Below are 26,322 nucleotides of genomic sequence, written 5' to 3' on the forward strand. Positions count from 1 at the left end.
GCTCAGGGTTCGTTGCGACTGGATTGCGGAAGGGTGGTGAAGAGGTAAGTGGTATTCGGGTCCGGGAGGGAATAAGTGAGCCCCCCGCTGACCGCCCCACCGGGGGCTCCGTAGTGGACCTCAAATGAGCCGAAGCCGGAGAGGTGAAAGAGGAGGTCGGGCCAACCATCGTCATTGAAGTCGGCTGGCGATTGCACGCTCATCCCCTGGGGACGCTCCGCAGTGCGGTCGTGGCTGATTGCTCCGGTCGGGGTGAGCACTTGGTGCCGGTAGGAAGAGGATTCGTGACTTTCCGAGAGGAGGAGGGTGGTTCTATCGGGATTGACGGCCGCTGCCCGGGGCAGCCAGCTTCCTTGGCTGGCCAGCAGGGTTTGGGCTGAGCTTGCGAATCCGTCTGCCTGGCCTCGCCAGACAAGGAGATTGGCGTCTTGATCGCGTCCGGCGAGGTCGAGATGGCCGTCTTGGTCAAAGTCGCCCAGCCCAATGATATGTTGCCCGGGAAGAAGGGTTAGCAGGGTGCGGGCGACGAATTTCCCCGTGACCGCGTCCCGGCGCCAGAATTCGAAGTAGTGGTTTCCATTGAATTCCCGTTCAACGAAAAGTCCGCGGTCCCCGCCTGGACTCACTTGCCCGTAGAGGACGAGGGTCAGCTCGTCGGCCACGGCTTGGCGGGTCTCTTGGTCGAGCCAGAGAGTGCTGTTTTGGAAGGAGCCATTGGCCGCAAAGTGGGCGAGCTCCAGCGAGGTCTCGAAGGTGAAGAGGCTGGTGCTGTCGAGGGGATAGCTCACTCCACTGGCCTCGGGGAGAATGGCTCCCGAGGTGGTCGCGGGCAGGGGTGTTTCCGGGGACGGGAAGTCGCCGGGCCCATCAAGATTGGAGGGAGAATTGGTGAAAAAGTCCTCCAGTTCTTCGGGGGTGTCCTCGGGCTCCGGATCGGGGTCCTCGGGATCCGGCGGTTCGGGCAGATCTTCGGGGGGGATGGGGTGCTCTTCCCGCTTTTTGCGCTGCTCTTCACAGTAGAGGATGTTGGCGTCGTCCGTGTAATTGCTGATGAGGGTGAGGTGGCGGCCGAGCTCGGGATCGTTGGCCGCGTAGGCCGAGGCGAGGAAATTCCGGCGGGCCGCTCCCCGCACTTTTTCAAATTGCTGAAGCTCGATTCCTCCGCAGCAATGATTGTAGAGAGCAAAGGGGCGGGAGCTGGGCGCGGTCTCTCCGAAGGTCGGTCCGCAAAAGACGAGAGTCTCTTCCGCAATGGGGAAGCGCACCGTGCCCGAGGATTTGACCTCGATGATTTGGTGGCTCACCGAGCAAGAGGAGTAGAAGGAGTCGCTGTCCGGATTCTGGGGATCGGGGTAGTGGATGGTGCCGGAGAGGGTGAAGTTGACATCCGGTTGGCTCACCGTGCGGGGATACTCGATGGTTGCCGTCAGGTAGTAGGTTTCCGGATCGTCCGCATCGGGCACGGGTCCCCCGGTGGCGATGACGGTTCCTTGGGCGCTCAGCCAGGTGGCCGCGAGTTGGGTCTCGTCCAAGGAAGAGGTCTTCGTGAGCGGTTCGGCAAAATGGAGTTGATAGACATCGGGAGTGACCGTGACGAGCTGGGGCAAGGGATGGCCCTCGCCTTTTCCGGGGGTGGGCAGCCAGACATGTTCGCGCGGATCGTCGGCAAAGTCCTCATCACGAAAGTAGCTGCCCCCGATTTGGGCGGCCTCAATGGTCCAGAGAGGTCGCGGTTCGCCCGCATCGACCAGAGCCAGAATGATGCCGGAGGATTCCACTTCAAAGGTCCGCGTGGAGGGGTCGGTGTTGGTCACTTCCTTCTTGAAGTGGGTGATGGCTTGGCCGATGCCCGTCACGATTTCCGCACCCGGATAGGTCTCCGCCGCCAGAGGAATGAGGCTGTTTTGCCCAGTGACAAAGTCTCCGTAGGCGGCCGCGAGCCCGAAGGCGGTGGTGGGGTGGAGTTCGCCCTCCGCCAGTGTAGCGGGATTGAAGGCGTAGCTGGTGGAGGCTTGCACGAATTTGAGGCATGGCCCGGTGGTGAAGTAGGCCTGCGCGATGAAGTCGTCTTTGCCCGTGGCCCGCACTGTGATCTCTGCCTCGGGGTCGGGAGGGAAGGTGAAGGTGGCGGTGGTCTCGTCGAGGGGCTCGAGAGTGCCTCCTCCCTGGATGATTTCCCAAGAACCGACTTCGAAATCCGGATCCGGTTTGGCCGGAGTGGCGGTGAGGGTGATGACCTCGCCCGGTTCCCGGCAAATGCGACTGGGACTGAGGTCGAAGACCTTGGCGCGGTAGTAAAGGGTGGCGTATTCCTGCACCGGTGGCAATCCGGAGCCTTCCAGACAGCCTTGCGCCTGCGATTCCACGAGACAGAGCAGGGGATACTTCTCGTGATCAGTGGGGACGAGGTAATTATCCAGATGATGGGTGGATTCCGTGGGAGAGGACTGGTCCGAGGCCGTGGTCAGCTCCTGATAATGCAGTTTCCCGGTGTTGTCGTAGATTTTCCAAAGAAGCTTCTCGTTTTCGTAGGATTGGGAAATCTCGACGGTCAAGCGGGGCGGATCCTCGACATCATCCACCGAGTAGGCCGGGGGGCGGAAGTCGAGGCGAGGCCGGCCAGAGGTGAGGGGTGCCAGCTGGGTGAAGGCCGGGGTGTTGGGGAGACTATTGGTCAGCTCGAGCTCGGAGGTGGTCAGCATTTTCAGTTCAATGACATCGGGACCAGGTCCGACCGGATCAAGCCCGTTGGCGACGCTGGCATTGACCGCAAAACGTCCGGTCTGGCTGCTAAACTCGATCTTGGGATCGTCGCGGGTTTGGGGAATGTCGATGCCACTCCAAGTGCAGCCCCCCGGGGCGTAATCGAGGTCCTTGACTTGCTCGTAGCTGCGGTCAATGGCCTGCTGGCGCAATTCGCCGAGAGGCTCTTCGTAGTAGTCGACGACCTTTTTGGCGATCTCACCTTTCCGCCCCTGCACCGCCTCAGCCAAGTCGCCGGGCTCGGGGACCTTGCTGTCGAGAAGGTATTTGCCGAGTCGAAATCCTTCCGAGGTGATGGTGGCCTTCAGGTGGGCAAAGTGGGCTGTGCCGCACTCGCCCGAGGGGTAGGGACTATCGGTGGGCATGGGCTGGGAAAGAGGGGCGTAATTGCCGTCCTCCAGCTGGTAATCGATGCGGGTAAAGGTTTTGGGAAGCATGGTGCGGTCCCACTCCGAGAGCAAGCCGTGCAGCTCCAGAGGAATGGTGATCGCGAGGGCCGCTCTCTTGGCGAATTTGTCGGCGGTGCTGCTGAAGAAATCGCCCAGCTTTTCGGCTCCTTCCTGGAGCTTGCCGAGGCCTTCTTCAGTGGCTTTCTTTTGCAGGGAGTCACTGTCCTCCCAGGCCTCCAGCTTGGCGCGGAGACGGGTGTAGTAAATGAGATCGGTCCAATTGTTGATGGGGACGCAATCGGAGCCAGAGGCTTTTGCGTTTGATTTTCGCTTGGGAAGGGGCCGGGAACGATTCGTCACTTCGCCGGCCGAGCTGTTGCCGAGGTAAAGCGCGAGGAGCTCGCGGGCGACGAGGAGTTCGAGCTCGCTTTCCGGAGTCGGGGGAGCTTGCGCCAACCTGCGGAAGGACTCGGCGGTGTGCTGGAGGTAGGCGTAGGAGTAGCCCATCAGGAGTTCGAAATCATCCACCGCGTGCCCTTGGGCGAGCCGGGTGACGGTGGCGTCCGCGTCCCAATCGCCCACCGAGGCGAGGGCGGTGGCGGTGTCGTCGAGAAATTGCGGCACCGAGATGCCCGTCAGTTCAATGGGTGCGAGCGAGAGTTGACCCGCTCGCCAGGTGGTGGAGTCGCTCGCAATCTCGATTTCGATTTCGCGGGTTGGCAACCAGGGAGAGGGGACGTAGGGAGCGAAAAAGCTCACCTCCGGGCCCGTGACCGTGAGGTCGAGCGAAAGCCATTCCCCGGTGTGGAGGGGGCGGAAGCGTGCGGTGAGAGGCCCGGGGTTGGCGGGCAGGCCGATGACTTTCACCGGGGTGAGGGGCAGGCAACGGCGCTCGCTGAGGGAAAGAAAAGCGGGTCCACCCTGGGGAAGCGGACGCCACCGATAGGGGCTGGCCAGAGTCGCTTCGTCTTCGTAGCTCTCACCGGCTCGCCAGATGAACCAGGCCTGTGCAAACTCCGCATCGGCAAAGCCCTCCGGTCCGTATACGGAGGCGACCTCGTCCCGTGTGAGGCGGAAATCCTGATTGGAGTCGGCGGGGTGGGGAGCGCCCGAAAGCAGAGAAAGGCTGAAAAAAAGGAGAAGGAGGAAATAGAGGCGCATGAGATCGATTGGCTAGCCAACTCCACTATACAACCGTGCCTCCGGAGACGGAATTCCGAAATTTTCGTCTTCCCCTCCGCTACCAGCAGGACTCGTCGCGGAGCCAGACTTGGCTGGCGTGTTGGATCTCCCGTTGGCGGAAGTTGAAGATGGACTGGCGGCGGTTGATTCCCGCGATGCTACCGAAATCGCTGTCGGTGGCCTGTTGTTCCAAGCTGCGCGCCTTTTCCTGCGCTTCTTTCATTTCCCGCCAGTTCTGGATGAGCTGGCGGACTTCGTTGCGCACCGATTGGGTGTCGAGGACGAGGTCGGGATTATCCTCGTCGCCAGTCATGAAGCTGGCGAGCTTGTTCTTGACCATGTCGGTGCCGGGGATGGCCGGTTTGTCGGCTTTGTGGGCCTTTTGCAAAACCTTGACGAGCTCTTTGCTCCGGCGGAGCTGGCACCAGCGCTCCCACTGGGTGAGGTCGGGTTTCTCCACGTTGCGGTAGGTGGGGAGGCCGGATTCGTCTTTGACGAATTTGACATCGCCGTATTCGGCATTGAAGAAGTTGCGCACTTCGTTGAGCCACTTTTGACGCTCGGTGGTGAGTTTGTTTTTCCAATCCTGCACGGATTTGCGGAGCTTGGGGTCAGCATCTTGCGGCAGGGGGGGAGCGGCTTCCACCAGCTGCAACTCGCTGTCGAGGAGGTGGCCTTCGCGGAGGAGTTCCTGCAGTTTGACCTTCTCGGCGCGCATCTTGAGCTCGGCATCCACTGAGCTGGCGGTGTGCTGCCAGGCGCTGGTCTCGGCAGAGTGGGAGATGTCCTTGAGCTTGCTCATGGAGGCCAGTCGCTTGGGGACCTGGGTGACGGGCTCGTTGAGGAGCTTGAGCACGGATTGGGGTTTGAGGAGGTCGCCAAAGGAGACATTGACCGCGCTTTTCACCTCGGTGGTCAACTTTTGCACCAGAGGCTGCTTCTCGTTGGCTTCTTGGTAGGCCTCTTTGGCGGCGAGAAAGTCGTGGTTGCGCACTTTCATCAGTTCCGCAGCTTCCCGCCAACTCATTTCCTTGGTTTCGAAGGGCGACTGGGCCGCCACCTCTTCGGCATAGCGGGAGCCTTCAACCACCGCGTGCTCGGCGACTGAGGTGGTGACCTGGTGCTGCACGCAGCTCACGCAGAGTGCGCTGATGGCGGCCAGGAGCAGGGGGACCTTCGTCTTCACGCCCAATGATACGGGGAGCGAAGAAAAGTCTTTCGTTTAGACAACTTTAGTGTTAACGGGCTGACGATTGGTTGCTTTTTTTGATAGGTAAGTGACTGTCCGAGAGTCTATTGGATTTATCTAAAAAAGAGCCCGCAGCTGGACCCTATCACCAGCTACGGGCTACTTCACACCAGACCGTTGTATGAAGAAGAGGAGTCTACGAGCGACGTCGTAGCAGAAGAAGGCTACCCGCGAGGGCTCCGAGGAAGGCGGTGGAGGGTTCGGGAATCACGGTGGCGAAGGAGTCGCCGCTGTCGAGGTGCATCTCGTAGATGGTGGTGTGAATGCTGGTGGTCCACTGGACCTGGTAGTCGTCGATGGTCGCTCCATAGCCGGTGAGGTCCCATTGGAAGGCGTGGTTCTTGGTGAAAGAGGGGGGCTGGCCGGGTTGGCCGGAAGAGTAGGCGCCTTGGGTGATGGAACTGGCAACCGGATCGAGGAGGTCGGTGCCATTGATGAGGAGCTGGGGTGCGCTGGCAAAGGTGGACATCCCCATGTCCACTTGGAAGATGACGGTGGCCAAGTTCGCAATGGGGTTGTCGGATTGCAGGGCGAGGGTCCCGCTATTGCCTCCATCGTAGAAAGAGTTGTTGGCGAGGTAACCTCCGCCGCTGATTTTGTTGAAAACGGCATTCTGGTCGGAACCACTCGTGTTGGCGGCGATGGGGGTGGTCCAAGGGGTGAGGCCGGGATAGCCTCCGTAGCCGGAGAGGCGGGAGTTGGTCAATTGGTCCCAGCCATCGCTGGTCGAGTTCCCCGGAAGGGTGACCGAGAGAGCGGCGGTGAGAGAGGTGGCGGTGGCCGTGAAAGCCACGAACAGCGGAGCGATTGTGTGTTTCATGATTGGTATTTGTTGCGTTGAGAAAAAAGAGGCCTAGCGGAGGTGTTCGGCGATGAGGGCATGGATGGCGGCGGGGTCGAGGCTGGCGTCTGCGCCCGTTTGCTCTTCGGCGAGGGCGGCCATCCGGCGCATGAGGGGTTTTTGGTCTTTGGGATTATGGTAGGCGACGGGGCCTTCGCTCTCGGCGAGAAGTTCAGCCCAGTGATCGCGCACCACTTTCCAGAAGGGGGCGGTCTTTTCCCAATACTCTTCCGCTTTTTGCACGCCGAGAGCTTGGTCGCTGTCTTTCTCGGGCGTGATGCGGCGGTAGGTGTTGGTTCCGCTCTCGAGACAGAGGGTTTCGTTGCGGCCTGCGCGGCGCACTTGCTTGCGGTTGTGCTGGAGGTGGACCCAACCCTCGGGGGTGATGAGATGTTGGTTGGTGACGAGGAGGCGGTCGTAGTCGTCGCGCTTGGTGTATTCGCGCCGGGGGAGGGGGCGGGTGGAGGGCTGGGAGGTCCAGGCCGAGTAGTTGCCGGAGTGCTCCCATTCACCGACGGCCTTGTAGCGGGGGCTGTCATCGATTTGGGTCACGAACTGGGTCCAGGTGCCTTTGACCTCTTTTTTGTCGAAATTAACCGGGAGCCAGGTGCGGTCACCCTCAAAGGTGAGGGCGTGAGGGTCTTCGTATTGCCAAATCTGGGCCCAGTGCTTGATGACGGCGGGGCCATCGAGATCTTCCACGATGAGGAGGTGTTGCAGGGTGATGCTGGTGCCGAGGTCTTCGACTACTTTGACCAGTTCCACCGCCTCGGTTTGGTAGGGTTTGGTGAGCTCGTAGCCTTCCTGCAGGGCGATGGTTTCTTCGAAGTGGAAGGTCACGGCGAAGGTGCCGGCCATGCCCAGGATGGCCGAGCGGTCTTGGTCGAATTTACTTTCGGCGAATAGGACTTGGGTCGCCAGGAGGGAAAGGAATCCAGAGAGGAGGACGGGTTGCATGGGAGTTATCTTTGCGGTACTCGGGGAATGTTGCTAACGCGGGCTTGCCAAGCACTAGCGCTCAATTGCGGCTGCTTCCTTGTGCCGGGCTCATGGCCTGACGGCTCCCAGAAAGCGGGGCCAAATGCGGGAGACAGAGGCCGAGGGTGCGGCCAGAGAGAGCATCTCCTCGCCACGGGTATTCATGAGGGTGAGCTGGAGGTGCTCCTCCCCGTCGAGGCGCACCGGGTGGGTGCGCAGGCTGTAGAGGTGGCGCATGTCTAGGGCGAACTCCCCTTCTTCTCCTCGCGAGACGAGGTGGGGCCCCTCGCTGTGGAGTGACTGCGGGCGGTGAAGGGCTGCGAGGTGGGCTCCCGGGGTGGCGAGGGTGAGAAAGAGCCCTTCCCCGGCATCGATCCGATCCGCGAGGATCCAAGCCAGGGGGTGGTTGCTCATGCCAGCCACGCGTTGCTCGCAGGCTTCCGTGCAGCAGGGACAGAGGGGCGACTCGCGGAGGGCACGTCTGGCGGCGAGGGGCTGCGTTTCGGGCTTCATTTCCCAGCCAAAGATGGCTGCCAGTTGGGAGAGCTTCTCTTGCAGGTGGTCGCTCCCGGTGACTTCGAGCCGGGTGCGCCGGTGGGGAAAGTCCACTTCCAAGGCGCTCGCGCGACCGTCCCCCGTCTCCGAGATGTAGACCCGGTCGAGCAGGGAGGGCTCGAGGGTCAGGCTGGGCTCACTGATGAGAAAGGGGCCTTGATGGACCAGAAAGGCAGTTCCCAGTTGTAGGGGACCCCGGTAGCGGGCCTCGGCACCCTGCCAGAGAAATTGGCCTTCCCCGAGGAGGGGCAGGCTTTCCCAGAGTTGGGGAGTGACCTCCAGTTCATTGAGCCAGCGTTGCCGATCGGAGGAGATCATGATTGTCCTTTCTTGGGTGAAGTTTTCTCTGGTGAGCTCTTCCCTTTTTTGCTGGCCTGCTTCTTTCCCTGGGGCGAACCCGGTCGCACCGGCAGGTAGATGAAGGCTTGGCGTCCGGACATGCGGCTATCGATATTTGAATAAACCATAGTTCCGATACCCTGCCGGAATGGGCGCGCCCCCGCTCGCGCTGGCTTGTCACTCTTTGGCGCTCCGTTGTTTCTCAGGCGGATCGCTTGAGAAAGGCGGAGGGGGTGAGGCCTTGCTCCTCGACGAAGGCTTTCGAAAAGTGGGAAAGCGAGTTATAGCCAACTTCCATCGCGACCTCGGTGACGTTGTATTGATTCGTTCCCAAGAGTTCGGCGGCCCGCTCCACCCGGAAGGCGCGGAGATGGAGAGAAAGAGTCTTGCCGGTATCTTGCTTCACCAGGCGGCTGAGATAATGGGGCGCGCAGCCCACATCCTTGGCCAGGTTGCTCAAATCGAGGGGTTCATCCAGGCGCCCTTGCAAAAGCTCGAGGGCATGCCGGGTGTAGCGATGGGCTTTCTGCTTCAGCTGACTACAAAAGAGAGGTTCCCGCCGATGGGGTTCGTGGAAAAGGTGGAGGGAAAGCAGTTCGAGGATCTTGGCCTGAAACCAGGCGTGGCGGGCGACCTCGGCAACGGGGGGATTGATCAAGTCCTGGTAGAATTGTTCCTCGCGGGAGGACCATCGGCGCAGGAAACCGAGGTTCTTTTCCACTAGGGGAATGGGGGCGCGAAAGAGGCGGCCAAGGGATTGACTCTCCAGCGAGAGAACGAGGAAATCATGCCCTTCCGAGCCCTCAAAGCGGGTGGCGATCGCTTGGCCGGGATTCTCCCCAATGGTAAAAATGGCCAAAGTGGAGGGGAGCAGGGTCAGGCGCGTGCCGGGGGCCATGACCAAGCCTTCCCCCCGGAGATTGAGCACGAAGTGGAGACTATTCGGGCGCAGCTGGTCTTGCCACTTGGCTCCTGTGCCGGCCGCGACCTTGAGATGGCGGAGGGAAAGGGCGAGAGGTGTGCTTTCTTGGTGAAGAGTCTGCTGATAGACGGTGGACAAGGCTTTGAGGGCTGCGTGCAAGACGGGGTCTAAAAACAGCACTCAAAAGCAATTGTCCAGCCCAAAGTGAGACTGAGTCTCAATATCAGAATAAATTCCCGCTCTCAGGGCGGCAGGGAAAATCTACTCGGGGAGAGTGGCGATTGGCTGTGGGGGAATGGGAATCAGACGATTCCGATCAGATCCAGCACGCGGTAGCAGGCGTAGATGAAGGTGATAACGAGGAGGACGACGAAGATTTTGATGCTGAGCTCGATTTGCGGACGGGTCATGGCCGATGCATTTAGGGGAGAGTCTGGGGAGAAGCAAGACACAAGAGCGGGGAGAGAGGAGAGGAGGAGCTTTTCGGGAATATTTTTCATTTGGGCCCGGGCTTCATCCTGCTAGGCTAAAAGTATGGCCGCAAATGCGATGGAACGTCTGGATCTGGCATTGGAAGCATCCAATGAAGGGATCTGGGATTGGGATTTTGAGAGTGGGACGATTGATTTCACCGAGCGGGTGGGGGATTTCTTCGGCTGTCCCAAGGAGGAGGTCCCCAATTTTTTTGCGGACCACTCCTTCGTTCATGAGGATGACCGGCAGCATTTGGCCGCAGCTATTCAGGCGGTGAGGGAGGGGCGCAGCGAGATTCTGGCGGTGGAGCCGCGCGTGCGGACTGGTGTGACCGAAGAGGGGCGGGAGCAATGGAAGTGGTTCCGCGTGCGCGGGGTTCCGGTCAAGTATGAAGGACAGCTGACCGGTTTGGCGGGCTCGCTGATTGATATTTCCCTGCGCAAGGAAGCGGAGCAGGCCCTTTTGGAGGAGCAGCACCTGACCAAGACCCTGGTGGAGAATGTGCCTTTGCATATCTATTTCAAGGACAAGAAATCGCGCTTCACGATGGTGAATACTCCGATGGCGCGGTGGATGCATCGGGAGAAACCAGAGGAATTGCTTGGGAAGACGGATGCTGACTTCTTTGGCGAAGAGCATTCCAAGCAAGCCTTGGCCGATGAACAGCATATCCTGGAGACGGGCGAGGCCATGGAGTCCGTCATCGAGAAAGAGACCTGGTCAGGCCGGGGAGACACCTGGGTGCTCACCACCAAGATGCCGTATCGGAACCGGCGGGGTGAATTGATGGGGACCTTCGGGGTCTCCAGCGATGTCACGGAATTGGTGCGGACCCAGCGTTCGCTGGCCGAGATGGCGGCGGAATTAAAGGCGCGCAATGAGGCGTATGAGGAGGAAATGGCTTTGGCCCGGGAGATTCAGCAGGGTCTTCTCCCCTCGGAGTATCCTGCGGTGCGGTCGGCGAAGTTCGGTCACCGTTACCTCCCGATTTCCGGATTGGCAGGCGATTTCTTCGATGTCATCGAACTGGGCGAGAACAAGGTCGGCCTCCTCATCTGCGATGTGATGGGTCATGGGATTCGCTCCGCGCTGGTAGCCAGTCTGCTGCGGGGACTGGTCTCCCAAGCGCGAAATCAGGCGGAGACTCCGGGGCTCTTTCTCGGAGCGCTGAATGATGGGTTGGTCACTTTTTTGAAAAAGGCCAAGGTGACCATGTTTGCCACCGCCTTTTATCTCGTGGTGGATTTCAAGAAAGGCCGTATCGAATACAGCAGTGCGGGGCATCCGGCGGGGATCATGAGCAGCGAGGATGGAGCCAGTCTTCTGCCGCTGGGTGGGCGGGGAAAAGGAGCGGGGTTGGGCTTGATCCCCGGGACTCAATATGGCGAAGAGTCCATTCCCTTGGAGGGAGTGACTGGTCTCCTTCTTTTCACCGATGGGATTTACGAAGTGGAAAATTCCGAAGGGGAGGCCTTCTTGCAGAACCGACTAGTGCAGACTGTCAAGCGCGCCCGTCGCATGCCTTTGGAGGAACAGCTCGATACCATCCTGGGAGAGGTGAAGAGCTTCACCGAAGGCGGGGGATTCGACGATGACGTCTGCCTCCTGGGGATGAGTCTGTAGGGCGAGCCGGGTCGTTTTTTTACAGCTGATGGCCCAGTTTCGACTTTTTGGTGTCGAGGTAGGCCTGGTTGTCGGGATTGGAGGGGAGTTTGAGGGGCACTTGTTCGGTGATCTCAATGCCGTAGCCGGTGAGGCCCACCACCTTGCGGGGATTATTGGTCAAGAGGCGGATTTTTTTCACCCCCAGGTCGGCCAGCATCTGGGCGCCCACGCCATAGTCGCGCAGATCGGCGGGGTAACCCAGCTTTTCGTTGGCTTGCACGGTGTCGTAGCCTTCTTCCTGCAGCTTGTAAGCGTGGATTTTTGCGGGGAGTCCGATGCCGCGCCCTTCTTGGCGCAGGTAGAGGAGCACGCCCCCTTCCTGGGAAATCTTTTGCATGGCGGTGTGCAGCTGCCCCCCGCAGTCGCAGCGCCGGGAGCCAAAGACATCGCCGGTCAGACATTCGGAGTGGACGCGCACGAGGGTGGGCTTTTCCGGGTCGATGGCGCCTCGGGTAAAGGCCAGGTGGTGGCTCTGATCGAGACGGACACGATAGAGGTGGCAGTCGAAGGGGCCGTAATCAGTCGGCATCTTGATGGTCTGCTCGCGATCGATGAGTTTTTCAAAATGGCGGCGATACTCGATGAGCTGGGCGATGGTGCAGGCTTTCAGGTCGTGCTTTTTCTGATAGGGACCGAGATCGCCCACCCGGGCCATTTCCCCGTCGTCGTTCATGATTTCGCAGATCACGCCGGCCTCCGGAAGACCGGCGAGACGTGCCAGATCGACCGCCGCCTCGGTGTGGCCTGCCCGCCGGAGAGTGCCCCCGGCCATCGCTTGCAGCGGAAAGATGTGCCCCGGCTGCACCAACGAGTCGGGCTTCGCCGCGGGATCGGTGAGGAGCTGGACTGTGCGGGCCCGGTCGGCGGCCGAGATGCCGGTGGTGATTCCCTCCGCGGCATCAATGGAGACGGTGAAAGCGGTTTTCTGGTTCTCCCGGTTACGGGGAGTCATGGGCGGCAGGTCGAGGGCATTGGCACGCTCGGCAGTGATGGGCGCACAAATGAGTCCGCGCCCGTGGGTGGCCATGAAATTGATCATCTCGGGGGTGGCCAGGGCGGCAGCGGCAATCAGGTCCGCTTCGTTTTCGCGTTCGGGATCGTCGGCGACAATGACCATTTTGCCCGCCGCGATATCGGCAATGATCTCCGGGATGGGGTGAAAGGTAAGCATGAGCTGAAATTTCTGGGGACCATAAGCGCTCGCGCTCCCATGGCGAATGTTTTTGCGTAAGAATGACCTTTCTCTTCCCGCGGGGATCGATTTCGCTTGTCATCTCCGTTGGCCCGGCGTTACCAATCCGCTCTCTTGCCGAGATGGTGGAATTGGTAGACACGCCTGGTTTAGGTTCAGGTGCCGCAAGGTGTGCAGGTTCGAGTCCTGTTCTCGGTATTTTCTTTCCTCATTTTTCGGAGGGCTCGGAGGAGGAACGAGGCGCGACGGGCCGTTATTACTCGATTGGGGTTTGAAACCCGGGGTGAATTCAGGACAATACCGCTATGAAGGTCGGTTTGTTCTTTTTGCTTGGCGGCATTCTCACGCTCATTCTCACCGGATGTGGTGGGAGTGGTGACATTTACCACCCGGATATGGGGCCTTTTGATGAAAACGGCGATTATGTAACCGCTCTGGCGGACGAGCCAGTGAAGAAGCGCTTCTTTGCCCGTCGTTCCAAGCCGGATAAGAGCGAGACCTCACAAAGCGAGTCCGTCTCCCAGCCTTCGCGCCCGCTTTTGGCCAAAGTGGAAGCCCAGCCTCGCCAGACTATCACCACCGTGTCGGCCCCTGCGCCCCAAGCCGTGGTGCGATCAGTGGTGCGGGAGCCCCAGCCGGCTCCACGCATTTTGACGGCTTCCACCAAGCCCGCCGTCGCCCCCAAACCTGTTGTAAAAAAAGTGGTGGCCGCTGTGCCCCAACCCGCGGCCAAGCCCAAGCCGGCTCCCAAACCCGTGGCGGCCAAGCCTAAGCCAGCTCCCAAGCCGGCGGCTCCCTCGCCCCGTCGCCATACCGTGGTGAAGGATGATACTCTCTACAGCCTGAGCCGACGGTATGGCACCACCGTGGCGGCCATCCAGAAAGCCAATGGTCTGGGTGGCACCACCATCCGCTTGGGGCAATCTCTTCTCATTCCTCGTTGAGGGAGAATTTCTTTCGGGTGAATAGGACCACGAGCGCGATTCCGGCCAGAGGGAGGACTGCGGTGAGACCGGGGGGGAGACCCCAGGCCAGCGGGAGGTAGCCCAGGAGGAGCGCCATGGCAGCCGCGAGCCCCGCATAGGGCAGCTGGGTGGCCACATGAGCGGTGGTGGTGATGTCACAGGCCAAGGCTGAAACGATGGTGGTGTCGCTGAAAGGGCTGGCGTGGTCGCCAAAAACCGCTCCTCCAAAGACCGCGCCGATGATGGCAGGGAGGAGGGGAGCCGCCGAGGCGACCTCCAGGGCGCTTTCGTCGTGCATGGTGAGGAAGGTGCCCAGCGCGAGGGGCATCATCAGAGCCATCGTTCCCCAGGAGGTGCCGGTGGCAAAGGCGATGAGGCAGCTGAGGAGAAAGGTCGCTCCGGGTAGATAGGAGAGGGGGAAGTTCTCCCCGAGAAGGCCCGCCAAATAAGCTCCGGTCCCGAGTGCGCTCAAGGTCGAGCCCAGGGTCCAGGCCAGCACGAGCACGAGGAGGGCGGGGAGAATGGAGCGCACGCCTTCGGGAATGGCACGCAGGCCTTCCCCCCACCGTTTTTTGGGAAAACAAAGGAGCGCTCCGGCTAGGGCAAGAGCGCCGGCCAGAATGAGGGCGTAGGGTCCCCGGCTGGTGGCGAAGGCTTGCTGAATGGAGGCCAGGGAGCTCGGGAGCGAGCCCTCTCCGCCTACGATCCAGAAGGCCAAGGGGACGGAGAAGAGGAGAATCGCCAGCGGACCCACCGTGGGCAGCCAGCCATCCTTGTCAAGCGGCAGGGTGGCTTCGGCGGTCTGGGGCGGGCGCCGGGCCCGGCTGCCCTTCATCGGTGGCGGGCACCAGTTCCATCGGGCGGCCAGGACCACGAGGAGGAGGGAGCCGAGACAGTAGAAGTTGGTGGGAATGGATTTGAGAAACAGTAGATAAGCGGGTTCCGAAAAGGGAGAGTCCGCCAATTCTTGACTAATCAGGGTGAGTTGAAAAACGGACCAAGTGGAAAGAAAGGCCACGCAGGCGACTGCCGAGGACGTGGTGTCGACCAAATAGGCCAGCTTCTCGCGCGTGACGCCGCAGCGGTCTGCCAGCGAGCGTCCTACCCGGCCGAGCATGAGGGCGTTGGCCAAGCCATCGAAAAAACAAATCAGCCCCAGCGAAACGATGGCCAGTTGAAAGCGCTGCCCGGCTCCTCCGGAGGGAGCGGTTCGTGTGAGGCGTTGGAGGAGGGCTGCTAGTGCTCCAGAGCGATCGACCACGGCCGCAAAGGCTGCCAAGAGAAGGGTGAAAAGAAGAGCGGACCAATGCCACGAGCTGGTCAAGGCGGGACCCAGATGTTCACGGAGCCAAACTCCTGGCACGGTCCAGAGGGGGCCCGGGGTCAAGAGCGCGACCCCCAGCAGGCTCCCGGCCAGCAAGCTCCACCCGGCGGACCTCGTCAGCGCCAGCAAGGCCAGGGCCGCGAGCGGCGGGATGAGGGGGGAGGCCTGCGGGCTGACGAGCAAAACGACTCCGCAAGCTCCGGCGACGAACCACCCGAGCAAGTGGGAACGGCGGGGAGAGGACATGACGCGTTTTACCGATTGTGACCATGAAGGGCAAGAACGGCCCGTAAGGAGCGCAAAACCCCGAAGAATGATGAATTTTTCGAAAAATTGTTGGAAAGTTGAAATATGCGGTGCGAAATTTCGGTAGGAAAAAGCTTGGCCTATTGGCATGTTTGTTGCAAGGGTCGTCCCGATGATCGACCCGAAAGACGCCTCTAGCGCCCAAGAGCCGACTGCTGCAAAGCTTATTGAACCCTCTCTCGCCCCTTTGACGCCCCGGCGTAAATTCATGGCGACCGCTGGATTGATGGCAGGTTCCCTCGCTTTGAGCGTCCAACGATCGGAAGCTTTCTTCTTCTTCGGTGGCAAGTCCGACCTGAATGTCGATGACCTGCCCCAAGAGTGGGTTCGCCTGCAGGGCGATAATCTCCAAGCCTACGCCCGCTACCTGGCCAAGCTGCGTTTGGAGAAAATCTCCGTGCACGACGTCATCAAGGCCCACGCCCGGGTCAAGGGTTCGGTGTGGAACGAGATTCCGCCCCGCTCGACCTGGGACAATATGGGGCCGACTCTCAAGGCGGCGGACCGAGTGGCGGAAGCCCTGGGATGTGGTCTCAAGGAAGTGACCTCCGCCTACCGCAGCCCGGCTTACAATTCCCGCTGCCCCGGAGCCAAGCCCCGTTCCTACCACAAGCAGAATGTGGCCTTGGACCTGATGTTCAATACCTCCCCCTCCCGCGTGGCCCGGGTGGCCCGCGAATTGCGGAACAACGGTCTCTTTCAAGGTGGAGTGGGCCGCTACAACGTCTTCACCCATATCGATACCCGCGGGTATAACGCCGATTGGTAAAAGGGCTTTTCGTTTAGGAGGCAGTCTTGCCGCGCAGAGGCGATTTCATTGCAAGCTCTTGGGTTTGCCGAGGATTTCGGCCAAGACGATGGCATCGCGCGCAGAATGGGGTTTGGCCAGTAGCTGGCGCACCTGGCTTCCCTGGCGGGCGTCGGCCTTCTTTTTATCCAGTTGCTGAAAAGCGGCGGCGGCCCGTTTTTCCTCGGCGGTGAGTTCTTTTTTTCGCCCAGCCCGCCGGATGTAGTCTTCGGGGCGGGCCGCTATGGTCGGGCCCGCTTTCTCGTCGGCAGCCGGGAGGGGAGGCGGAGTTGGCTTCTGTTCACCCCGCAACCTCTCCCGCAAGTCCTCGGGGTCGGGGGTGTGGCGGTTTTGCCGCTCGAGGATTTCCCGGCGTGCTTCTTCGAAAAAGTCGCGGAAGCTACCTCCTCCCTCCGAGGGGGGCTGCGGGTGGGTGGGGCTTCCCTCATGGGTGTAGTCTTCCCAATCGTCCTCGTCGAGAGGGCGTTTTTTGGCAAAGAGGTTCTCCAGCACCCAGCGCACCGCCCCGATGAGGAGAAAGACGAGGACGATGACGAGCTGAAAAGGAAAGTCTTCGGGAGGCATGGGAGGGGGCCGGGTTTAGGATTGATCGTCGGCGATGGACTTGCGCATGTCGGTATCGGCATTGACATTCTGATACTTGACGTAGTCCATGATGCCGAGGTTGCCATTGCGGAAGGCTTCGGCGATGGCGAGGGGGATATCGGCCTCGGCCTCGACTACTTTCGCGCGCATTTCCTGGGTGCGGGCGGACATTTCCTGCTCGCTGGCGACCGCTGCCGCTCGGCGCATCTCGGCTTTCGCCTGCGCCACCTGCTTGTCGGCCTCCGCTTGCTCGGCTTGCAGACGGGCACCGATGTTGTCGGCCACGTCGACGTCAGCGACATCGATGGAAAGAATTTCAAAGGACGTGCCGGCATCCACCCCCTTCTGGAGAACAAGCCGGGAGATGGAATCCGGATTCTCCAGAACGTCCTTGTAAGAGGAAGCCGAACCAACCGAGGTCACGATTCCTTCCCCGACCCGGGCGATGACCGTTTCCTCAGTGGCTCCGCCCACGAAGCGTTCCAGATTGGTCCGCACCGTCACGCGGGCCCGCACATTGACCGCGATGCCGTCCTTGGCCACCGCAGTGATTTTGGAAACGCCGGTGTTCGGGTTGGGGCATTCGATGACCTTGGGGTTGATGGAAGTGCGCACCGCCTCCAAGACCGTTTTCCCGGTGTCCTTGGTGGCGAGGTCGATGGCGCAGGCGCGGGCGAAGGGGAGGGGGATGCTGGCCTTGTCGGCCGCGATGAGGGCGAGAACGACGTTGGTGACATCACCGCCCGAGAGATAGTGGGCTTCCAAGTCATCGGTGGAGATTTCGATATTCGCTTTCGCTGCGGTGATGCGGTTGTTGACGATGAGAGCGGGCGGAACTTTCCGCAAGCGCATGAAGAGGAGGTTGAAGAAGCCGACGGGAGCCCCGGAGACGCGGGCTTGCAGCCAGATATTGAAAAAGTTGACGAGAAGAAGGATGAAGAGCAGGGCTACGAGGGCGGCCAAGGCGAGGAAGATGATGGAAAGGTCCATGGCCTCAGAAGCTATCGGTTTTCTTCTTCCCTGCAATGAAATCCGTCACCGGGGCGCTTAGGTTTTGCCGCCGGGCAGAAAGTTCGTTTCACTTGGGGGCGTGAGGACGATTGGAATGTTGGCTGGCAAAGGACTCTATCCCGAAGCTTTTGTGGAGGGGGCCCGTCGCCAAGGGGAGCCGCTGCGGCTGGTGTCGGTGGCCTTTCATGGTGAAACAGACCCGGCTCTGGAGTCGAAAGTCGATGTTCTGGAGTGGTTTCGCGTGGGCCAACTGGGAAAACTCATTAAATTTTTTCTGAGGGAAGGCGTGAGCGAGATTGTCATGGTGGGGCAGATCACGCCGAAGAATCTCTTCGAGTTCCGGCCCGACCTCCGCATCACCATGGCGCTGGCCAAGTTGAAGCAGCGCAATGCCGAGACTCTTTTTGGGGCCCTGGCTGACGAGTTTGCCAAGGATGGCATCACCGTTTTGCCCGCGACGACCTTTCTGGATCATCTCTTACCCCCGGCGGGCCCGGTTCTCGGGCGCGAGCTGGGGAAAGATGAGCTGGAGGCCGCGCAATACGGCTTCAGCATCGCCAAAGAGACCAGCCGCCTGGATATCGGGCAGAGCGTGGTGGTGCGGGAAGGCACCGTGTTGGCGGTGGAGGCTTTCGAGGGCACCAATGAGTGTCTCCGGCGGGGGGGAGCACTGGGCAAAGGCAAGAAAGTGGTGTTGGCCAAGGTCTCCAAGCCCAAGCAAGACATGCGCTTTGATGTCCCGGTGATTGGTCCCGATACCATTCGCATCTGTGCCGAGGCCGGGGTCGGTGCCATCGCCATCGAGGCGGGCAAGACCCTTGTTCTGGGCTGGGAAGAAGCGACCACGCTCGCTAAGAAGCTGGGCGTGGGAGTCATCGCCCTCGCGGGAGAATAAAAAAGCAGCTCTGAAAAGAGCTGCTCAGAAAACCTTTGAGGAGCGGAGCCTTTAGCGTCGGCGACGAAGAAGACTCAAAAGGCCGAGTCCACCAAGGAGGGCCGCAGTGGGTTCAGGGATGGTGTAAGTGCCGATCGGGACCGGAGTCGCGGCACTTGCGTTGTCTGTTGCGCCATCAAGAGCGTTGGGACCCGAAAAGGTCCAGTCGGCGAGGACGAATGGTCCGGCACTTGTGCCTGATACTCGGTAAGCCCAGCCATCCAGGTGCTCCCAAGGTTCGCCTGTGCCGTCCGTGTTGATGTCTCCAAAGGTGTCGATTACAGCGCCATTCATGAATACTTCAATCGCGTCGTCTCCGTTGATTGCCATCGCGGCACTAGTATAATCGGGCGAGAAACCGAAAAAATTAGCGAATTCAACAGCTTCAGAAGCGATATAGAGGAAAGTTCCTTGGGCAACACTGACGGTGGGGAATGTAAATTCTTCCCCATCCGAGCCACCTCCGTTGTTTGCAGAGCCAAGACCATAGATGCTGAGGTCGGCAATATTCGCGGTCGCATAGATTTCGATTCCCTTCGGAGTTCCTCCAGTTAAAGGACCGTCATAGGCAGCGGTGATGATGAGTGCTGCCGGGCTGGAAGCAGCCATGGCCAGAGAAGAGAGTGCAGTGATAAATTTCATGGGGTGTAAGGAGATAACTTGTTTAAGTACGGCCGGTTGGGGACCGAACGGAAGCAAATGAAGCACTTCTTGCACCAAGCAGGAATGTCTTCTCGGTGACGAAACCGCCATAATTTGGAAAAGGGGACCGAATTTTCTTTCCTTCTGCGGGGATGTCTGCTAAGCGCCCCAGCCCCCGCAGGATCTTGGGAGCTGACTTCAGCCTGATTTTTGACTTGTCGGATCGAAGTGGGGATTTGTGAACCATGAGTGATTTGTCGTTTCAAGAGTTGGGCCTGCCGGAGAATTTGTTGCAGGCAGTGATGGGATTGGGCTTCGAAAACCCTTCCGCGATTCAAGCCGCCGCGATTCCGGCCGCGATGACGGGAGAAGATATTGTGGGGCTTTCCCAGACCGGTTCGGGCAAAACGGCGGCTTTTGCTTTGCCCGTTTTGGCGAAAATCGATCTCAGTGATGCCTCTCCGCAGGCCCTCATCGTTTGCCCCACCCGGGAGTTGGCCAATCAGGTTTGTGAGGAAGTTCATTCCCTGGCCAAGCATCTGGACGGCTTTCGGGCTATTCCGGTTTACGGTGGAGCGCCCATCGATCGGCAATTTCGTCAGCTCAGCAAAGGGGTTCACGTCATTGTCGGGACTCCGGGTCGCTTGCAGGACCACTTGCGGCGAGGCACTTTCGATCCGAAAAAAGTCCGCACCGTGATTCTCGATGAGGCCGATCGCATGCTGGACATGGGCTTCCGCGAGGAAATGGAAGAGCTGCTCTCCGAGATGCCGGAGGATCGGCAGACCCTCTTCTTCTCCGCGACCATGAACAAAGGGGTGGGCGGGCTCATTCGCAAGTTTGGCAAGGAACCGCGCACCATCGAGATCGAGCGCAAAACCCTGACTGTGGAGGCCATCGAGCAGGTCTCCTACGAGGTGCGCAACCGCTCGCGGGTGGAGGTGCTTTCCCGCTTGCTCGACATGGACGAGCCGCGTCTGGCGGTGGTCTTTTGCAACACCCGCCGGGTGGTGGACGAGGTTTGCGAGACCCTCAATGCGCGGGGTTACTCCGCCGACAAGTTGCATGGCGACATTTCGCAGGATCAGCGCGAGCGCACTCTGCGCAGCTTCCGCAAGGGCACGGTCGAGATTCTGGTGGCTACTGACGTGGCGGCCCGGGGCATCGATATCGACGAGATTGACCTGGTGGCCAACTATGATTTGCCGCAGGATCCCGAGGACTATGTGCACCGCATTGGTCGCACGGGGCGGGCCGGACGCAAGGGCCGGGCGGTGACCTTCGTCTATGGGCGCGACATTTATCGTCTGCAGAATATCGAGCGCTACACCAAGCAGCGCATTCCGCGGGCCCGCATTCCTTCCTTGGAAGAAGTGGAGGGCAAGTTCGCCGATCAGCTCTTCGAGGGCGTGCGGGAGAAGCTGGAGGCGGGCGAATGGAAAGACTTTTCCGGACAGTTGGATCGTTTGCTCGATCAGGGGCATACGGCCACCGATGTCGCTTCCGTGCTCTTCGATATGTTGGCCGAGAGCAAGGGTCGCGAGGGGGAAGAGATTGCGGAGGATCGCCCGGGCTTCAAGCAGCGGGAACCCCGTGATGGCGGCGGCGAAATGGGCGGCGACCGTCGCGAGCGTCGCGAGCGCGAGCCCCGGAGAGATCGGGAGTTCAAGGGCGGCGCGGAGGAGGGGATGACCCGCCTTTTCCTCAACATGGGCAAGCTCGTCAATCTACAGCCCAAGGATATCGCAGGCTTGCTTTACAATGAGGCCAATCTGCCGCGCGGGGCGGTGGGGCGCATCCATATGTTCCCCAAGCATTGCCTCATCGAGGTGCGGAGCGACGTGGCCGAGGAGGCGATTGCGGTCTCCAAGGAAGCCAAGCTCCGGGGCAAACCCTTCCGGCTGGACTTCGATCGCAACACGGGGGCTCCCGGTGGCATCGATGGGGGTCGTCCGGGCAAGAAGCCGTATCGCGGCCAAGGGAAACGGCGCTGAGCTTCCCCGCCTGCTCGGGTGGCTCTCCCTTAGCGGGGAAAAATCGTTCCAGCGGGGGCGATCCAGAAGGTGCCGCCCGGCAAACCGTCGAAATACCAGGTGCCTTCCAGCTGCTCGCCTTGGCGGCGGGATTCCCCGCGCAACATGAGCCGCCCTCCCAGCAGCGCGATTTCGCCCTTTTTCCCGTCAGAGGATTCATAGCGAGCCCGTTGAGTCAGATGGGGGCCGTGGTTGTCGAGCAAGATGCGGGTGGCTTCGTTTTCCGCCGAAAGGGGATCCGCCGCGAGCGAAAACCAAAGGGAGAAGGGAAGCTGGCTATTGAAGCGCCCGCTGGTGGTGGCGGAGCCGGAGTAGAAGAGGGCGCGATTGGCGGAATCGAAGCTGACATCAAGCCGGATCGCTTGGCTGGGTGGCGGGGGAGGTTCCTCCCGGCCCCCGCAAGCGGTCAGGCAAAGGGGGAGGCAGGCGAAGAGGAGGAGGCTGAGAAAGCGAGGCATGGTCGGTTCAGGCTTTTTGACTAATCAGGAGGGCGAAAGAGTCACTTGCGCGAACAAGTGATCCAAGGCCGCGAGCACTTGGACGCGCAAGGCCGCGGCTTTCTTCGCAAGATCTTGTTGCTGCCGGACATACTCGCTGCGCCCGGCCGCCGTCTCGATGGTGATGGGCTCGTAGCCATAGTCGCTCAGGTCGTAGGGCGAAGCCCGCATATCGAGCTCGCGCAAGTCGCGGGCGAGAAAGAAGGTGGCGCGCAGGAGGTCCGACCCCAGCCAGGGCATGGCCTTGAAGGTCCATTTGTAGAGATCCATATTGGCATGGATGCAGCCGGGTTGCTCGAGCTCCTCGCGGTCGCGCAAGGAGGGTTGCCAGCGGTTGTGCGGGCGGGCGGCGGGGGTGAAAAAGCGAAAGGCATCGAAGTGGGTGCAGGTGAGGGCCTGGGAATCAACAAAGGCGGCAATGTCGTCCGGGCTCAGGCGCAAAGGGGCGCGCTCGCGGTGGCGCACGTCTTCGCTGCAGTAAACCATGGCCCACTCGTGGAGTCCGTAGCAGGAGAAGTGGGCCGGGCGGGCGGCTGTTTTTTCCAAGAGCCGACGGGCGAAGGCAAAGCGTTCCCAGTCCTTTTCCCGCAGAAGGGAGGGGTCGAGAGCGAGGGTAGCGCTCTCCCGGCGGTAGTATTTCTGGGAAAAGTGGCGGGGCAAGGAGCCCGCGGGGACCAGAGCCTCACCCACTGCGGGGTGCCACTGCTCCAGCTTGCCTGCCGGGTAGGAGTAGTAGCTGAAGAGAAAGTCGTGCACCGGATGTAGCTGGCCCCGGGCGCGCCGGGCGCGGAAGGCTTCCGTGAGGGGAGCCAATTCCGCACGATGGCACTCTATCCGCTCCCGCCAGCACGCGGGGGCGAGAATTCGGGAGGGAGGGATGGAGACACTCACTTGGAGGGCAGTCTGGCAAGAAGGGGCGGCTTTCGCAAGCGCGGGAGCTTCGGGGTTGAAAGGAAGCTGATTCGAGACAATCCTAGGGCATGGAGCGATGTGAACATGGCCACTATGTCTGTGCCGATACCATTTTGGCGCGGGCCAAAGAAGCGGGCTTGCGCAAGACCAAGGCCTTGCAAGCGGTGGTGACCGCTCTGGCGGAGGAAGGCACGCCGATGCCACTCAATGATTTGGAAAAAGCCCCGGGGGTGGCGGGGCTCTGTGACCGCACCACTCTCTTTCGCCTTCTCAATCGCCTCAGCGAGCACGGACTCGTCCGCCGCCTGGGCCTGCACGAGCGCGCGGCCTACTTCACCCTCGCGATGCCGGGGGGGCACCACGATTACCTCATTTGTAAAGATTGCGGATCGGTGGAAATTCTCGAACTCGCTTGTCCCGTAAAGGAGCTGGAGGAAGAAGTGGCCCGCACCAGTGGCTATCGCAATCTCTACCACGAGCTGGAGATTTATGGAGTTTGTCCCGCCTGCCATGGGTGACCCCCGGAGAGTAGCCATCGTCTTGCCCCCGCACGGCGGAGTGGGGACTGGAAACTTGCGGACGGCCGAGCGGTGGTTGGCGCTCTTGAACGGCTTGGGTGTGCCCGCACGCCTCGCCGAAGGGGAGGAGCTGGCCTCTGGCGACACGCTCGTGGCGCTCAATGCGGTCAAGAGCCACCGGATCATCACGGACTTCCGGAGGCGCTTTCCCCATGGCAAACTGGTCTTGGCGGTGACGGGAACGGACCTGAACCGACGCGATTCGCGGGAGTGGCAGGAATCGGTGGCGGCTGCCGACGCCTTGGTTGTGCTGCAGGAAAAAGCTCTGCAGGCCCTCACGCCCGCTGAGCAGGAGAAGGCTCACCTGATCCTGCAAAGTGTAGCCTGCCGGGCCGACTTCGCTCCCCGGACCCGGGATGGTTTCTTCCAAGTGGCGGTGGTGGGGCATCTGCGGGCGGAGAAGGATCCCCTATTGGCGGCCCGGGCGGTGCGCCGGCTGCCCGATTGCTCGCGGGTGCGGCTCTTGCAAGCGGGCGCGATTCTAGAGGAAAAATACCGCGCGGCGGTGGCGCGGGAAGAGAAAGAGAACCCCCGCTACCAATGGCTGGGGGAACTGGCGCATGGCGAGGCCCTGGAGCTCATCGCCCGGAGCGAGCTCATGGTCCTGACCTCAACCTCCGAGGGCGGACCGGGCGTGATTGGGGAGGCGGTGACCCTGGATACCCCCGTGCTGAGCAGTGCCATCGATGGCGTGGTCGGCCTGCTGGGGGAGGATTTTCCCGGATACTTCGCGCCCGGCGACGCCGGGGCTTTGGCCGGGCTTCTTTCCCGGGTCGAGAAGGAGCAAGTCTTTTACCAAGAGCTGCAGGCTGCGGGGCGGGCGCGGCGCGCACTCTTCGCTCCGGAGCGGGAGCGGGCGGCTTGGGCCCGCCTTCTGGCGCAGCTCTAGAAGCTTCCCATGAGCTCGAAGGTGAAGCCCTTGAGGTATTCGGTCTCCGGCAGGTGGGCCAGGATGGGGTGGTCGGCCCGTTGACCATGGCTCTCCACCAGGCGCAGGGTCTTTTTGGCATCGTTGGCGGCGGCGCGCACGGAGTCGAGGAAGAGCTCGCGGGTGGCATGGTGGGAGCAGCAGAAAGTGGCCAGCCGTCCCCCGGGATTGAGCAGGCGGATGGCGCGGAGATGGATCTCCTTGTAGCCCTTCATCGCCGAATTGACGGTCTTTTTGTTGCGGGTGAAGGAGGGAGGATCGAGGATGACGAGGTCATACTTTTCTTCCCGCTTCTCCCGGTGGCGCAGGTTGTCAAAGGCATTGCCGGTCTCGGTGGTGAGAGTGAGCCCATTGAGCTCGGCATTGCGTGCCGCCGCCGCCGTCGCTTTTTCGGAGATATCCACCGCTGTCACTGACTCCGCGCCCGCCTGGGCACAGGCCAGGCCGAAGCCGCCCTGATTGCAAAACATGTCCAGCACCTTGGCCCCTTTGGCGAAGCGGGCCACCGCGGGATAGGCGTTGGTGATGTCCAGATAGAGCCCCGTCTTCTGGGCATTGGCGAGATCGAGCTCGAAGGTGAGACCATCAAGCGTGACCTCAATGGGGCCGGGATCTTCCCCGAGGAGAAGGCCGCTCTCGCTCTCCAGCCCCTCGGCCGTGCGCATGGGAGTGTCGTTGCGCAGGATGATGGCTCGGGGGGAGAAGACTTGCGCGATCGCTTCCACCAGCAAATCCTTGCGTTGATCAAAGGCCAGCGTGGTGGTCTGGAGCACGAAGACGTCGTCGAAGCGGTCTAAAATCACTCCCGGTAGCCCGTCGGATTCCGACCAGACCACCCGGCAGACGCGCTCGTCGAGAGGCAGATTCTGCCGCACTTGGAAGGCCCGCTCAAGGCGACGGACGAGAAAGGGGAGGTCGATATCCTGCGCCCGATGGGAAAAGCGGCGGGCGATGATCTGGGACTGGGGATTGTAAATAGCCGCTCCCAGAGGGCGGTCTTTGAAGTCCTTGAGCGTGATCACCTCACCCGGCTCGGGCTCGCCAAAGGTCTTCTTGACCTCCGAAGCGTAAATCCAGTCGTGACCTTGAAAAATGCGGGAACGGGGTTTGATGATGATGCCGGCCATGGGAGAGGAGTGGTAGAAGGTCCGCAAAGAACTCGCAAGAAATGTTTGGAGCGGAGGGGCAATGAGCTATAGGCTACCCGACATGGACGCATTGATTAAGGACGTGGAGGCGGGGGCCGATCTGGATGATCGGCACGTGGCGGCGGCGGTGGATTTTCTTCTTGATGAACGCGCACAGGGGGAAAAGAAGGCTGCCTTTCTGCGGGCCTTGGCGAGAAAGGGGGAGACCGCAGGCGAGATCGCGGCCTTCGTGGAAGCCTTTCTGGAGCATTCCGTGACCGTTGATTTGCCACCAGAAGAGCTAGATGGTCCAACTATCGATGTCTGTGGCACGGGAGGCGATGGCCTGAATCTTTTCAACGTCTCGACCACCAGCATGTTCATCATCGCCGCTGGCGGGGGAGTGGTGGTCAAGCACGGCAACCGGGGGGTGACCTCCAAAAGTGGAGGAGCCGATGTCCTCGAAGCTCTCGGCATCAATATTGAGCAAGGTCCGGAAGAATTTCGCGAAACCGTGCGCCGGGTGGGAGTGGGCTTCCTCTATGCGCGCAACTATCACCCCGCCTTCAAAGTCGTGGCCCCGGTCCGCGCCCAATTGGGCCAGGAAGGAATTCGCACCATTTTCAATATCATGGGACCGCTGCTCAATCCCTGCCGTCCCCAGTGCCAGCTGGTGGGGGTGACCGAGCGTGAGATGGCCCCGACCTTTGCCGATATTCTCCAGCGCCTGGATCGGGAATCGGTTTGGGCTGTCCACGGCACCACCGAAGACGGCCGCGGAGTCGATGAAGTGAGTTTGTTGGGACCGACCCGAATTTGCAAAAGCGGTTCCCTGCAAGACTCCGAAGACGAGGAAATCCACCCTTCCGATTTCGACCTCGACGTTTGCCAAATCGAAGACCTCGTCGGCGGCGATGCCAAGCAGAACGCGAAGATTCTCGTCAACATCCTTGGTGGCGACGAGAAGGGGCCACGCCGCGATATGGTCTTGCTCAATGCCGGGGCGGGTCTTGCCTGCGCGGGCTTGGCTGACGACCTCGGTGACGGCATCGAGATCGCCCGGGGTCTCATCGCCAGCGGTGATGCCATGGAGCGTCTCGAGGCCTTGCGGGATTGACTCTCC

At 60.9% G+C, this 26,322-nt stretch carries 22 protein-coding genes and 1 tRNA gene; 9 read left to right on the plus strand and 14 right to left on the minus strand.

What is annotated here, in order from left to right; translation table 11 throughout:
• Window positions 1-2: 2 nt before the first annotated feature.
• From JIN78_RS06810 to JIN78_RS06835, 6 genes are all read right to left on the minus strand, one after another.
• Window positions 3-4,313 (minus strand): hypothetical protein, encoded by a 4,311-nt coding sequence (locus tag JIN78_RS06810; protein WP_200391202.1) that lies wholly within the window; start codon window positions 4,311-4,313, stop codon window positions 3-5.
• A 79-nt stretch (window positions 4,314-4,392) separates the two neighbouring features.
• The gene (locus JIN78_RS06815; RefSeq protein WP_200391203.1) at window positions 4,393-5,520 is read right to left on the minus strand and encodes a hypothetical protein; all 1,128 of its coding nucleotides are present in this window, start codon (window positions 5,518-5,520) and stop codon (window positions 4,393-4,395) included.
• Between the two features lie 199 nt (window positions 5,521-5,719).
• Window positions 5,720-6,403: a hypothetical protein gene (locus JIN78_RS06820; protein ID WP_200391204.1), complete on the minus strand. Its 684-nt coding sequence runs from the start codon at window positions 6,401-6,403 to the stop codon at window positions 5,720-5,722.
• 33 nt (window positions 6,404-6,436) lie between these two features.
• Window positions 6,437-7,381 carry a DUF6607 family protein gene (locus JIN78_RS06825; RefSeq protein ID WP_200391205.1) on the minus strand — a complete coding sequence of 315 codons (945 nt, stop codon included), beginning with the start codon at window positions 7,379-7,381 and terminating at the stop codon, window positions 6,437-6,439.
• Window positions 7,382-7,471: 90 nt separating this feature from the next.
• Window positions 7,472-8,275 (minus strand): hypothetical protein, encoded by an 804-nt coding sequence (locus JIN78_RS06830; RefSeq protein WP_200391206.1) that lies wholly within the window; start codon window positions 8,273-8,275, stop codon window positions 7,472-7,474.
• A 223-nt stretch (window positions 8,276-8,498) separates the two neighbouring features.
• Entirely contained in the window at window positions 8,499-9,377 is an 879-nt protein-coding gene (locus tag JIN78_RS06835) for a helix-turn-helix domain-containing protein (RefSeq protein WP_200391207.1), read from the minus strand.
• A gap of 375 nt (window positions 9,378-9,752) precedes the next feature.
• On the opposite strand from JIN78_RS06835, the gene JIN78_RS06840 reads away from it, so the two are divergent.
• Window positions 9,753-11,315 (plus strand): SpoIIE family protein phosphatase, encoded by a 1,563-nt coding sequence (locus JIN78_RS06840; protein ID WP_200391208.1) that lies wholly within the window; start codon window positions 9,753-9,755, stop codon window positions 11,313-11,315.
• A 19-nt stretch (window positions 11,316-11,334) separates the two neighbouring features.
• Here JIN78_RS06840 and JIN78_RS06845 read toward each other — a convergent pair whose 3' ends face one another.
• Window positions 11,335-12,528, minus strand: coding sequence for a bifunctional 3,4-dihydroxy-2-butanone-4-phosphate synthase/GTP cyclohydrolase II (locus tag JIN78_RS06845; RefSeq protein ID WP_200391209.1), 1,194 nt, complete (start codon window positions 12,526-12,528; stop codon window positions 11,335-11,337).
• Window positions 12,529-12,665: 137 nt separating this feature from the next.
• Between JIN78_RS06845 and JIN78_RS06850 the strand changes: the two genes are divergently transcribed.
• Both JIN78_RS06850 and JIN78_RS06855 read left to right on the plus strand, forming a co-directional pair.
• Window positions 12,666-12,747, plus strand: a tRNA-Leu gene (locus JIN78_RS06850).
• Between the two features lie 107 nt (window positions 12,748-12,854).
• Complete coding sequence (locus JIN78_RS06855; RefSeq protein WP_200391210.1) at window positions 12,855-13,493, plus strand: LysM peptidoglycan-binding domain-containing protein; 639 nt, start codon at window positions 12,855-12,857, stop codon at window positions 13,491-13,493.
• Here the strand turns inward: JIN78_RS06855 and JIN78_RS06860 are convergent.
• Window positions 13,480-15,084 carry a Na+/H+ antiporter NhaC family protein gene (locus tag JIN78_RS06860; RefSeq protein WP_200391211.1) on the minus strand — a complete coding sequence of 535 codons (1,605 nt, stop codon included), beginning with the start codon at window positions 15,082-15,084 and terminating at the stop codon, window positions 13,480-13,482. The two genes, JIN78_RS06855 and JIN78_RS06860, sit on opposite strands and share 14 nt — an antisense overlap.
• 268 nt (window positions 15,085-15,352) lie before the next feature.
• Between JIN78_RS06860 and JIN78_RS06865 the strand changes: the two genes are divergently transcribed.
• Window positions 15,353-15,913, plus strand: coding sequence for a D-Ala-D-Ala carboxypeptidase family metallohydrolase (locus tag JIN78_RS06865; protein WP_200391212.1), 561 nt, complete (start codon window positions 15,353-15,355; stop codon window positions 15,911-15,913).
• A 45-nt stretch (window positions 15,914-15,958) separates the two neighbouring features.
• Here JIN78_RS06865 and JIN78_RS06870 read toward each other — a convergent pair whose 3' ends face one another.
• Window positions 15,959-16,516 carry a hypothetical protein gene (locus tag JIN78_RS06870; RefSeq protein ID WP_200391213.1) on the minus strand — a complete coding sequence of 186 codons (558 nt, stop codon included), beginning with the start codon at window positions 16,514-16,516 and terminating at the stop codon, window positions 15,959-15,961.
• A gap of 15 nt (window positions 16,517-16,531) precedes the next feature.
• Window positions 16,532-17,527 carry a flotillin-like protein FloA gene (gene floA / locus JIN78_RS06875; protein ID WP_200391214.1) on the minus strand — a complete coding sequence of 332 codons (996 nt, stop codon included), beginning with the start codon at window positions 17,525-17,527 and terminating at the stop codon, window positions 16,532-16,534.
• A gap of 100 nt (window positions 17,528-17,627) precedes the next feature.
• Here floA and JIN78_RS06880 point away from each other — a divergent pair, with 100 nt between their 5' ends.
• Entirely contained in the window at window positions 17,628-18,443 is an 816-nt protein-coding gene (locus tag JIN78_RS06880) for an LpxI family protein (RefSeq protein ID WP_307832984.1), read from the plus strand.
• Window positions 18,444-18,494: 51 nt separating this feature from the next.
• Here JIN78_RS06880 and JIN78_RS06885 read toward each other — a convergent pair whose 3' ends face one another.
• A complete protein-coding gene (locus JIN78_RS06885) occupies window positions 18,495-19,124 on the minus strand; it encodes a hypothetical protein (protein ID WP_200391215.1) in 630 nt (209 codons plus the stop codon).
• A 245-nt stretch (window positions 19,125-19,369) separates the two neighbouring features.
• Between JIN78_RS06885 and JIN78_RS06890 the strand changes: the two genes are divergently transcribed.
• Window positions 19,370-21,118 carry a DEAD/DEAH box helicase gene (locus tag JIN78_RS06890; protein WP_200391216.1) on the plus strand — a complete coding sequence of 583 codons (1,749 nt, stop codon included), beginning with the start codon at window positions 19,370-19,372 and terminating at the stop codon, window positions 21,116-21,118.
• Between the two features lie 29 nt (window positions 21,119-21,147).
• Here JIN78_RS06890 and JIN78_RS06895 read toward each other — a convergent pair whose 3' ends face one another.
• Window positions 21,148-21,615, minus strand: a complete 468-nt coding sequence (locus JIN78_RS06895) for a hypothetical protein (RefSeq protein ID WP_200391217.1) — start codon at window positions 21,613-21,615, stop codon at window positions 21,148-21,150.
• A 24-nt stretch (window positions 21,616-21,639) separates the two neighbouring features.
• Window positions 21,640-22,467: a hypothetical protein gene (locus JIN78_RS06900; protein WP_200391218.1), complete on the minus strand. Its 828-nt coding sequence runs from the start codon at window positions 22,465-22,467 to the stop codon at window positions 21,640-21,642.
• 167 nt (window positions 22,468-22,634) lie between these two features.
• Here JIN78_RS06900 and JIN78_RS06905 point away from each other — a divergent pair, with 167 nt between their 5' ends.
• Together JIN78_RS06905 and senB are read left to right on the plus strand one after the other, a co-directional pair.
• A complete protein-coding gene (locus tag JIN78_RS06905) occupies window positions 22,635-23,084 on the plus strand; it encodes a Fur family transcriptional regulator (RefSeq protein ID WP_200391219.1) in 450 nt (149 codons plus the stop codon).
• Window positions 23,077-24,033, plus strand: coding sequence for a selenoneine biosynthesis selenosugar synthase SenB (gene senB / locus JIN78_RS06910; RefSeq protein WP_200391220.1), 957 nt, complete (start codon window positions 23,077-23,079; stop codon window positions 24,031-24,033). The genes JIN78_RS06905 and senB overlap by 8 nt, the downstream gene beginning before the upstream one ends.
• Here senB and JIN78_RS06915 read toward each other — a convergent pair.
• Window positions 24,030-25,199 carry a class I SAM-dependent rRNA methyltransferase gene (locus JIN78_RS06915; protein WP_200391221.1) on the minus strand — a complete coding sequence of 390 codons (1,170 nt, stop codon included), beginning with the start codon at window positions 25,197-25,199 and terminating at the stop codon, window positions 24,030-24,032. The two genes, senB and JIN78_RS06915, sit on opposite strands and share 4 nt — an antisense overlap.
• Before the next feature lie 82 nt (window positions 25,200-25,281).
• Between JIN78_RS06915 and trpD the strand changes: the two genes are divergently transcribed.
• Entirely contained in the window at window positions 25,282-26,316 is a 1,035-nt protein-coding gene (trpD, locus tag JIN78_RS06920) for an anthranilate phosphoribosyltransferase (protein WP_234037851.1), read from the plus strand.
• The last annotated feature ends 6 nt before the right edge of the window (window positions 26,317-26,322 follow it).

This window comes from Roseibacillus ishigakijimensis (assembly GCF_016595415.1).
Lineage (GTDB): Bacteria > Verrucomicrobiota > Verrucomicrobiia > Verrucomicrobiales > Akkermansiaceae > Roseibacillus > Roseibacillus ishigakijimensis.

Bases quoted from the DNA above. Each gene is read 5' to 3' on its own strand.
- JIN78_RS06810 (WP_200391202.1), bottom strand. From the start codon at position 4,313: ATGCGCCTCTATTTCCTCCTTCTCCTTTTTTTCAGCCTTTCTCTGCTT.
- JIN78_RS06820 (WP_200391204.1), bottom strand. From the start codon at position 6,403: ATGAAACACACAATCGCTCCGCTGTTCGTGGCTTTCACGGCCACCGCC.
- JIN78_RS06825 (WP_200391205.1), bottom strand. From the start codon at position 7,381: ATGCAACCCGTCCTCCTCTCTGGATTCCTTTCCCTCCTGGCGACCCAA.
- JIN78_RS06830 (WP_200391206.1), bottom strand. From the start codon at position 8,275: ATGATCTCCTCCGATCGGCAACGCTGGCTCAATGAACTGGAGGTCACT.
- JIN78_RS06840 (WP_200391208.1), top strand. From the start codon at position 9,753: ATGGCCGCAAATGCGATGGAACGTCTGGATCTGGCATTGGAAGCATCC.
- JIN78_RS06845 (WP_200391209.1), bottom strand. From the start codon at position 12,528: ATGCTTACCTTTCACCCCATCCCGGAGATCATTGCCGATATCGCGGCG.
- JIN78_RS06855 (WP_200391210.1), top strand. From the start codon at position 12,855: ATGAAGGTCGGTTTGTTCTTTTTGCTTGGCGGCATTCTCACGCTCATT.
- JIN78_RS06860 (WP_200391211.1), bottom strand. From the start codon at position 15,084: ATGTCCTCTCCCCGCCGTTCCCACTTGCTCGGGTGGTTCGTCGCCGGA.
- JIN78_RS06865 (WP_200391212.1), top strand. From the start codon at position 15,353: ATGGCGACCGCTGGATTGATGGCAGGTTCCCTCGCTTTGAGCGTCCAA.
- JIN78_RS06870 (WP_200391213.1), bottom strand. From the start codon at position 16,516: ATGCCTCCCGAAGACTTTCCTTTTCAGCTCGTCATCGTCCTCGTCTTT.
- floA (WP_200391214.1), bottom strand. From the start codon at position 17,527: ATGGACCTTTCCATCATCTTCCTCGCCTTGGCCGCCCTCGTAGCCCTG.
- JIN78_RS06885 (WP_200391215.1), bottom strand. From the start codon at position 19,124: ATGAAATTTATCACTGCACTCTCTTCTCTGGCCATGGCTGCTTCCAGC.
- JIN78_RS06890 (WP_200391216.1), top strand. From the start codon at position 19,370: ATGAGTGATTTGTCGTTTCAAGAGTTGGGCCTGCCGGAGAATTTGTTG.
- JIN78_RS06895 (WP_200391217.1), bottom strand. From the start codon at position 21,615: ATGCCTCGCTTTCTCAGCCTCCTCCTCTTCGCCTGCCTCCCCCTTTGC.
- JIN78_RS06905 (WP_200391219.1), top strand. From the start codon at position 22,635: ATGGAGCGATGTGAACATGGCCACTATGTCTGTGCCGATACCATTTTG.
- senB (WP_200391220.1), top strand. From the start codon at position 23,077: ATGGGTGACCCCCGGAGAGTAGCCATCGTCTTGCCCCCGCACGGCGGA.
- JIN78_RS06915 (WP_200391221.1), bottom strand. From the start codon at position 25,199: ATGGCCGGCATCATCATCAAACCCCGTTCCCGCATTTTTCAAGGTCAC.
- trpD (WP_234037851.1), top strand. From the start codon at position 25,282: ATGGACGCATTGATTAAGGACGTGGAGGCGGGGGCCGATCTGGATGAT.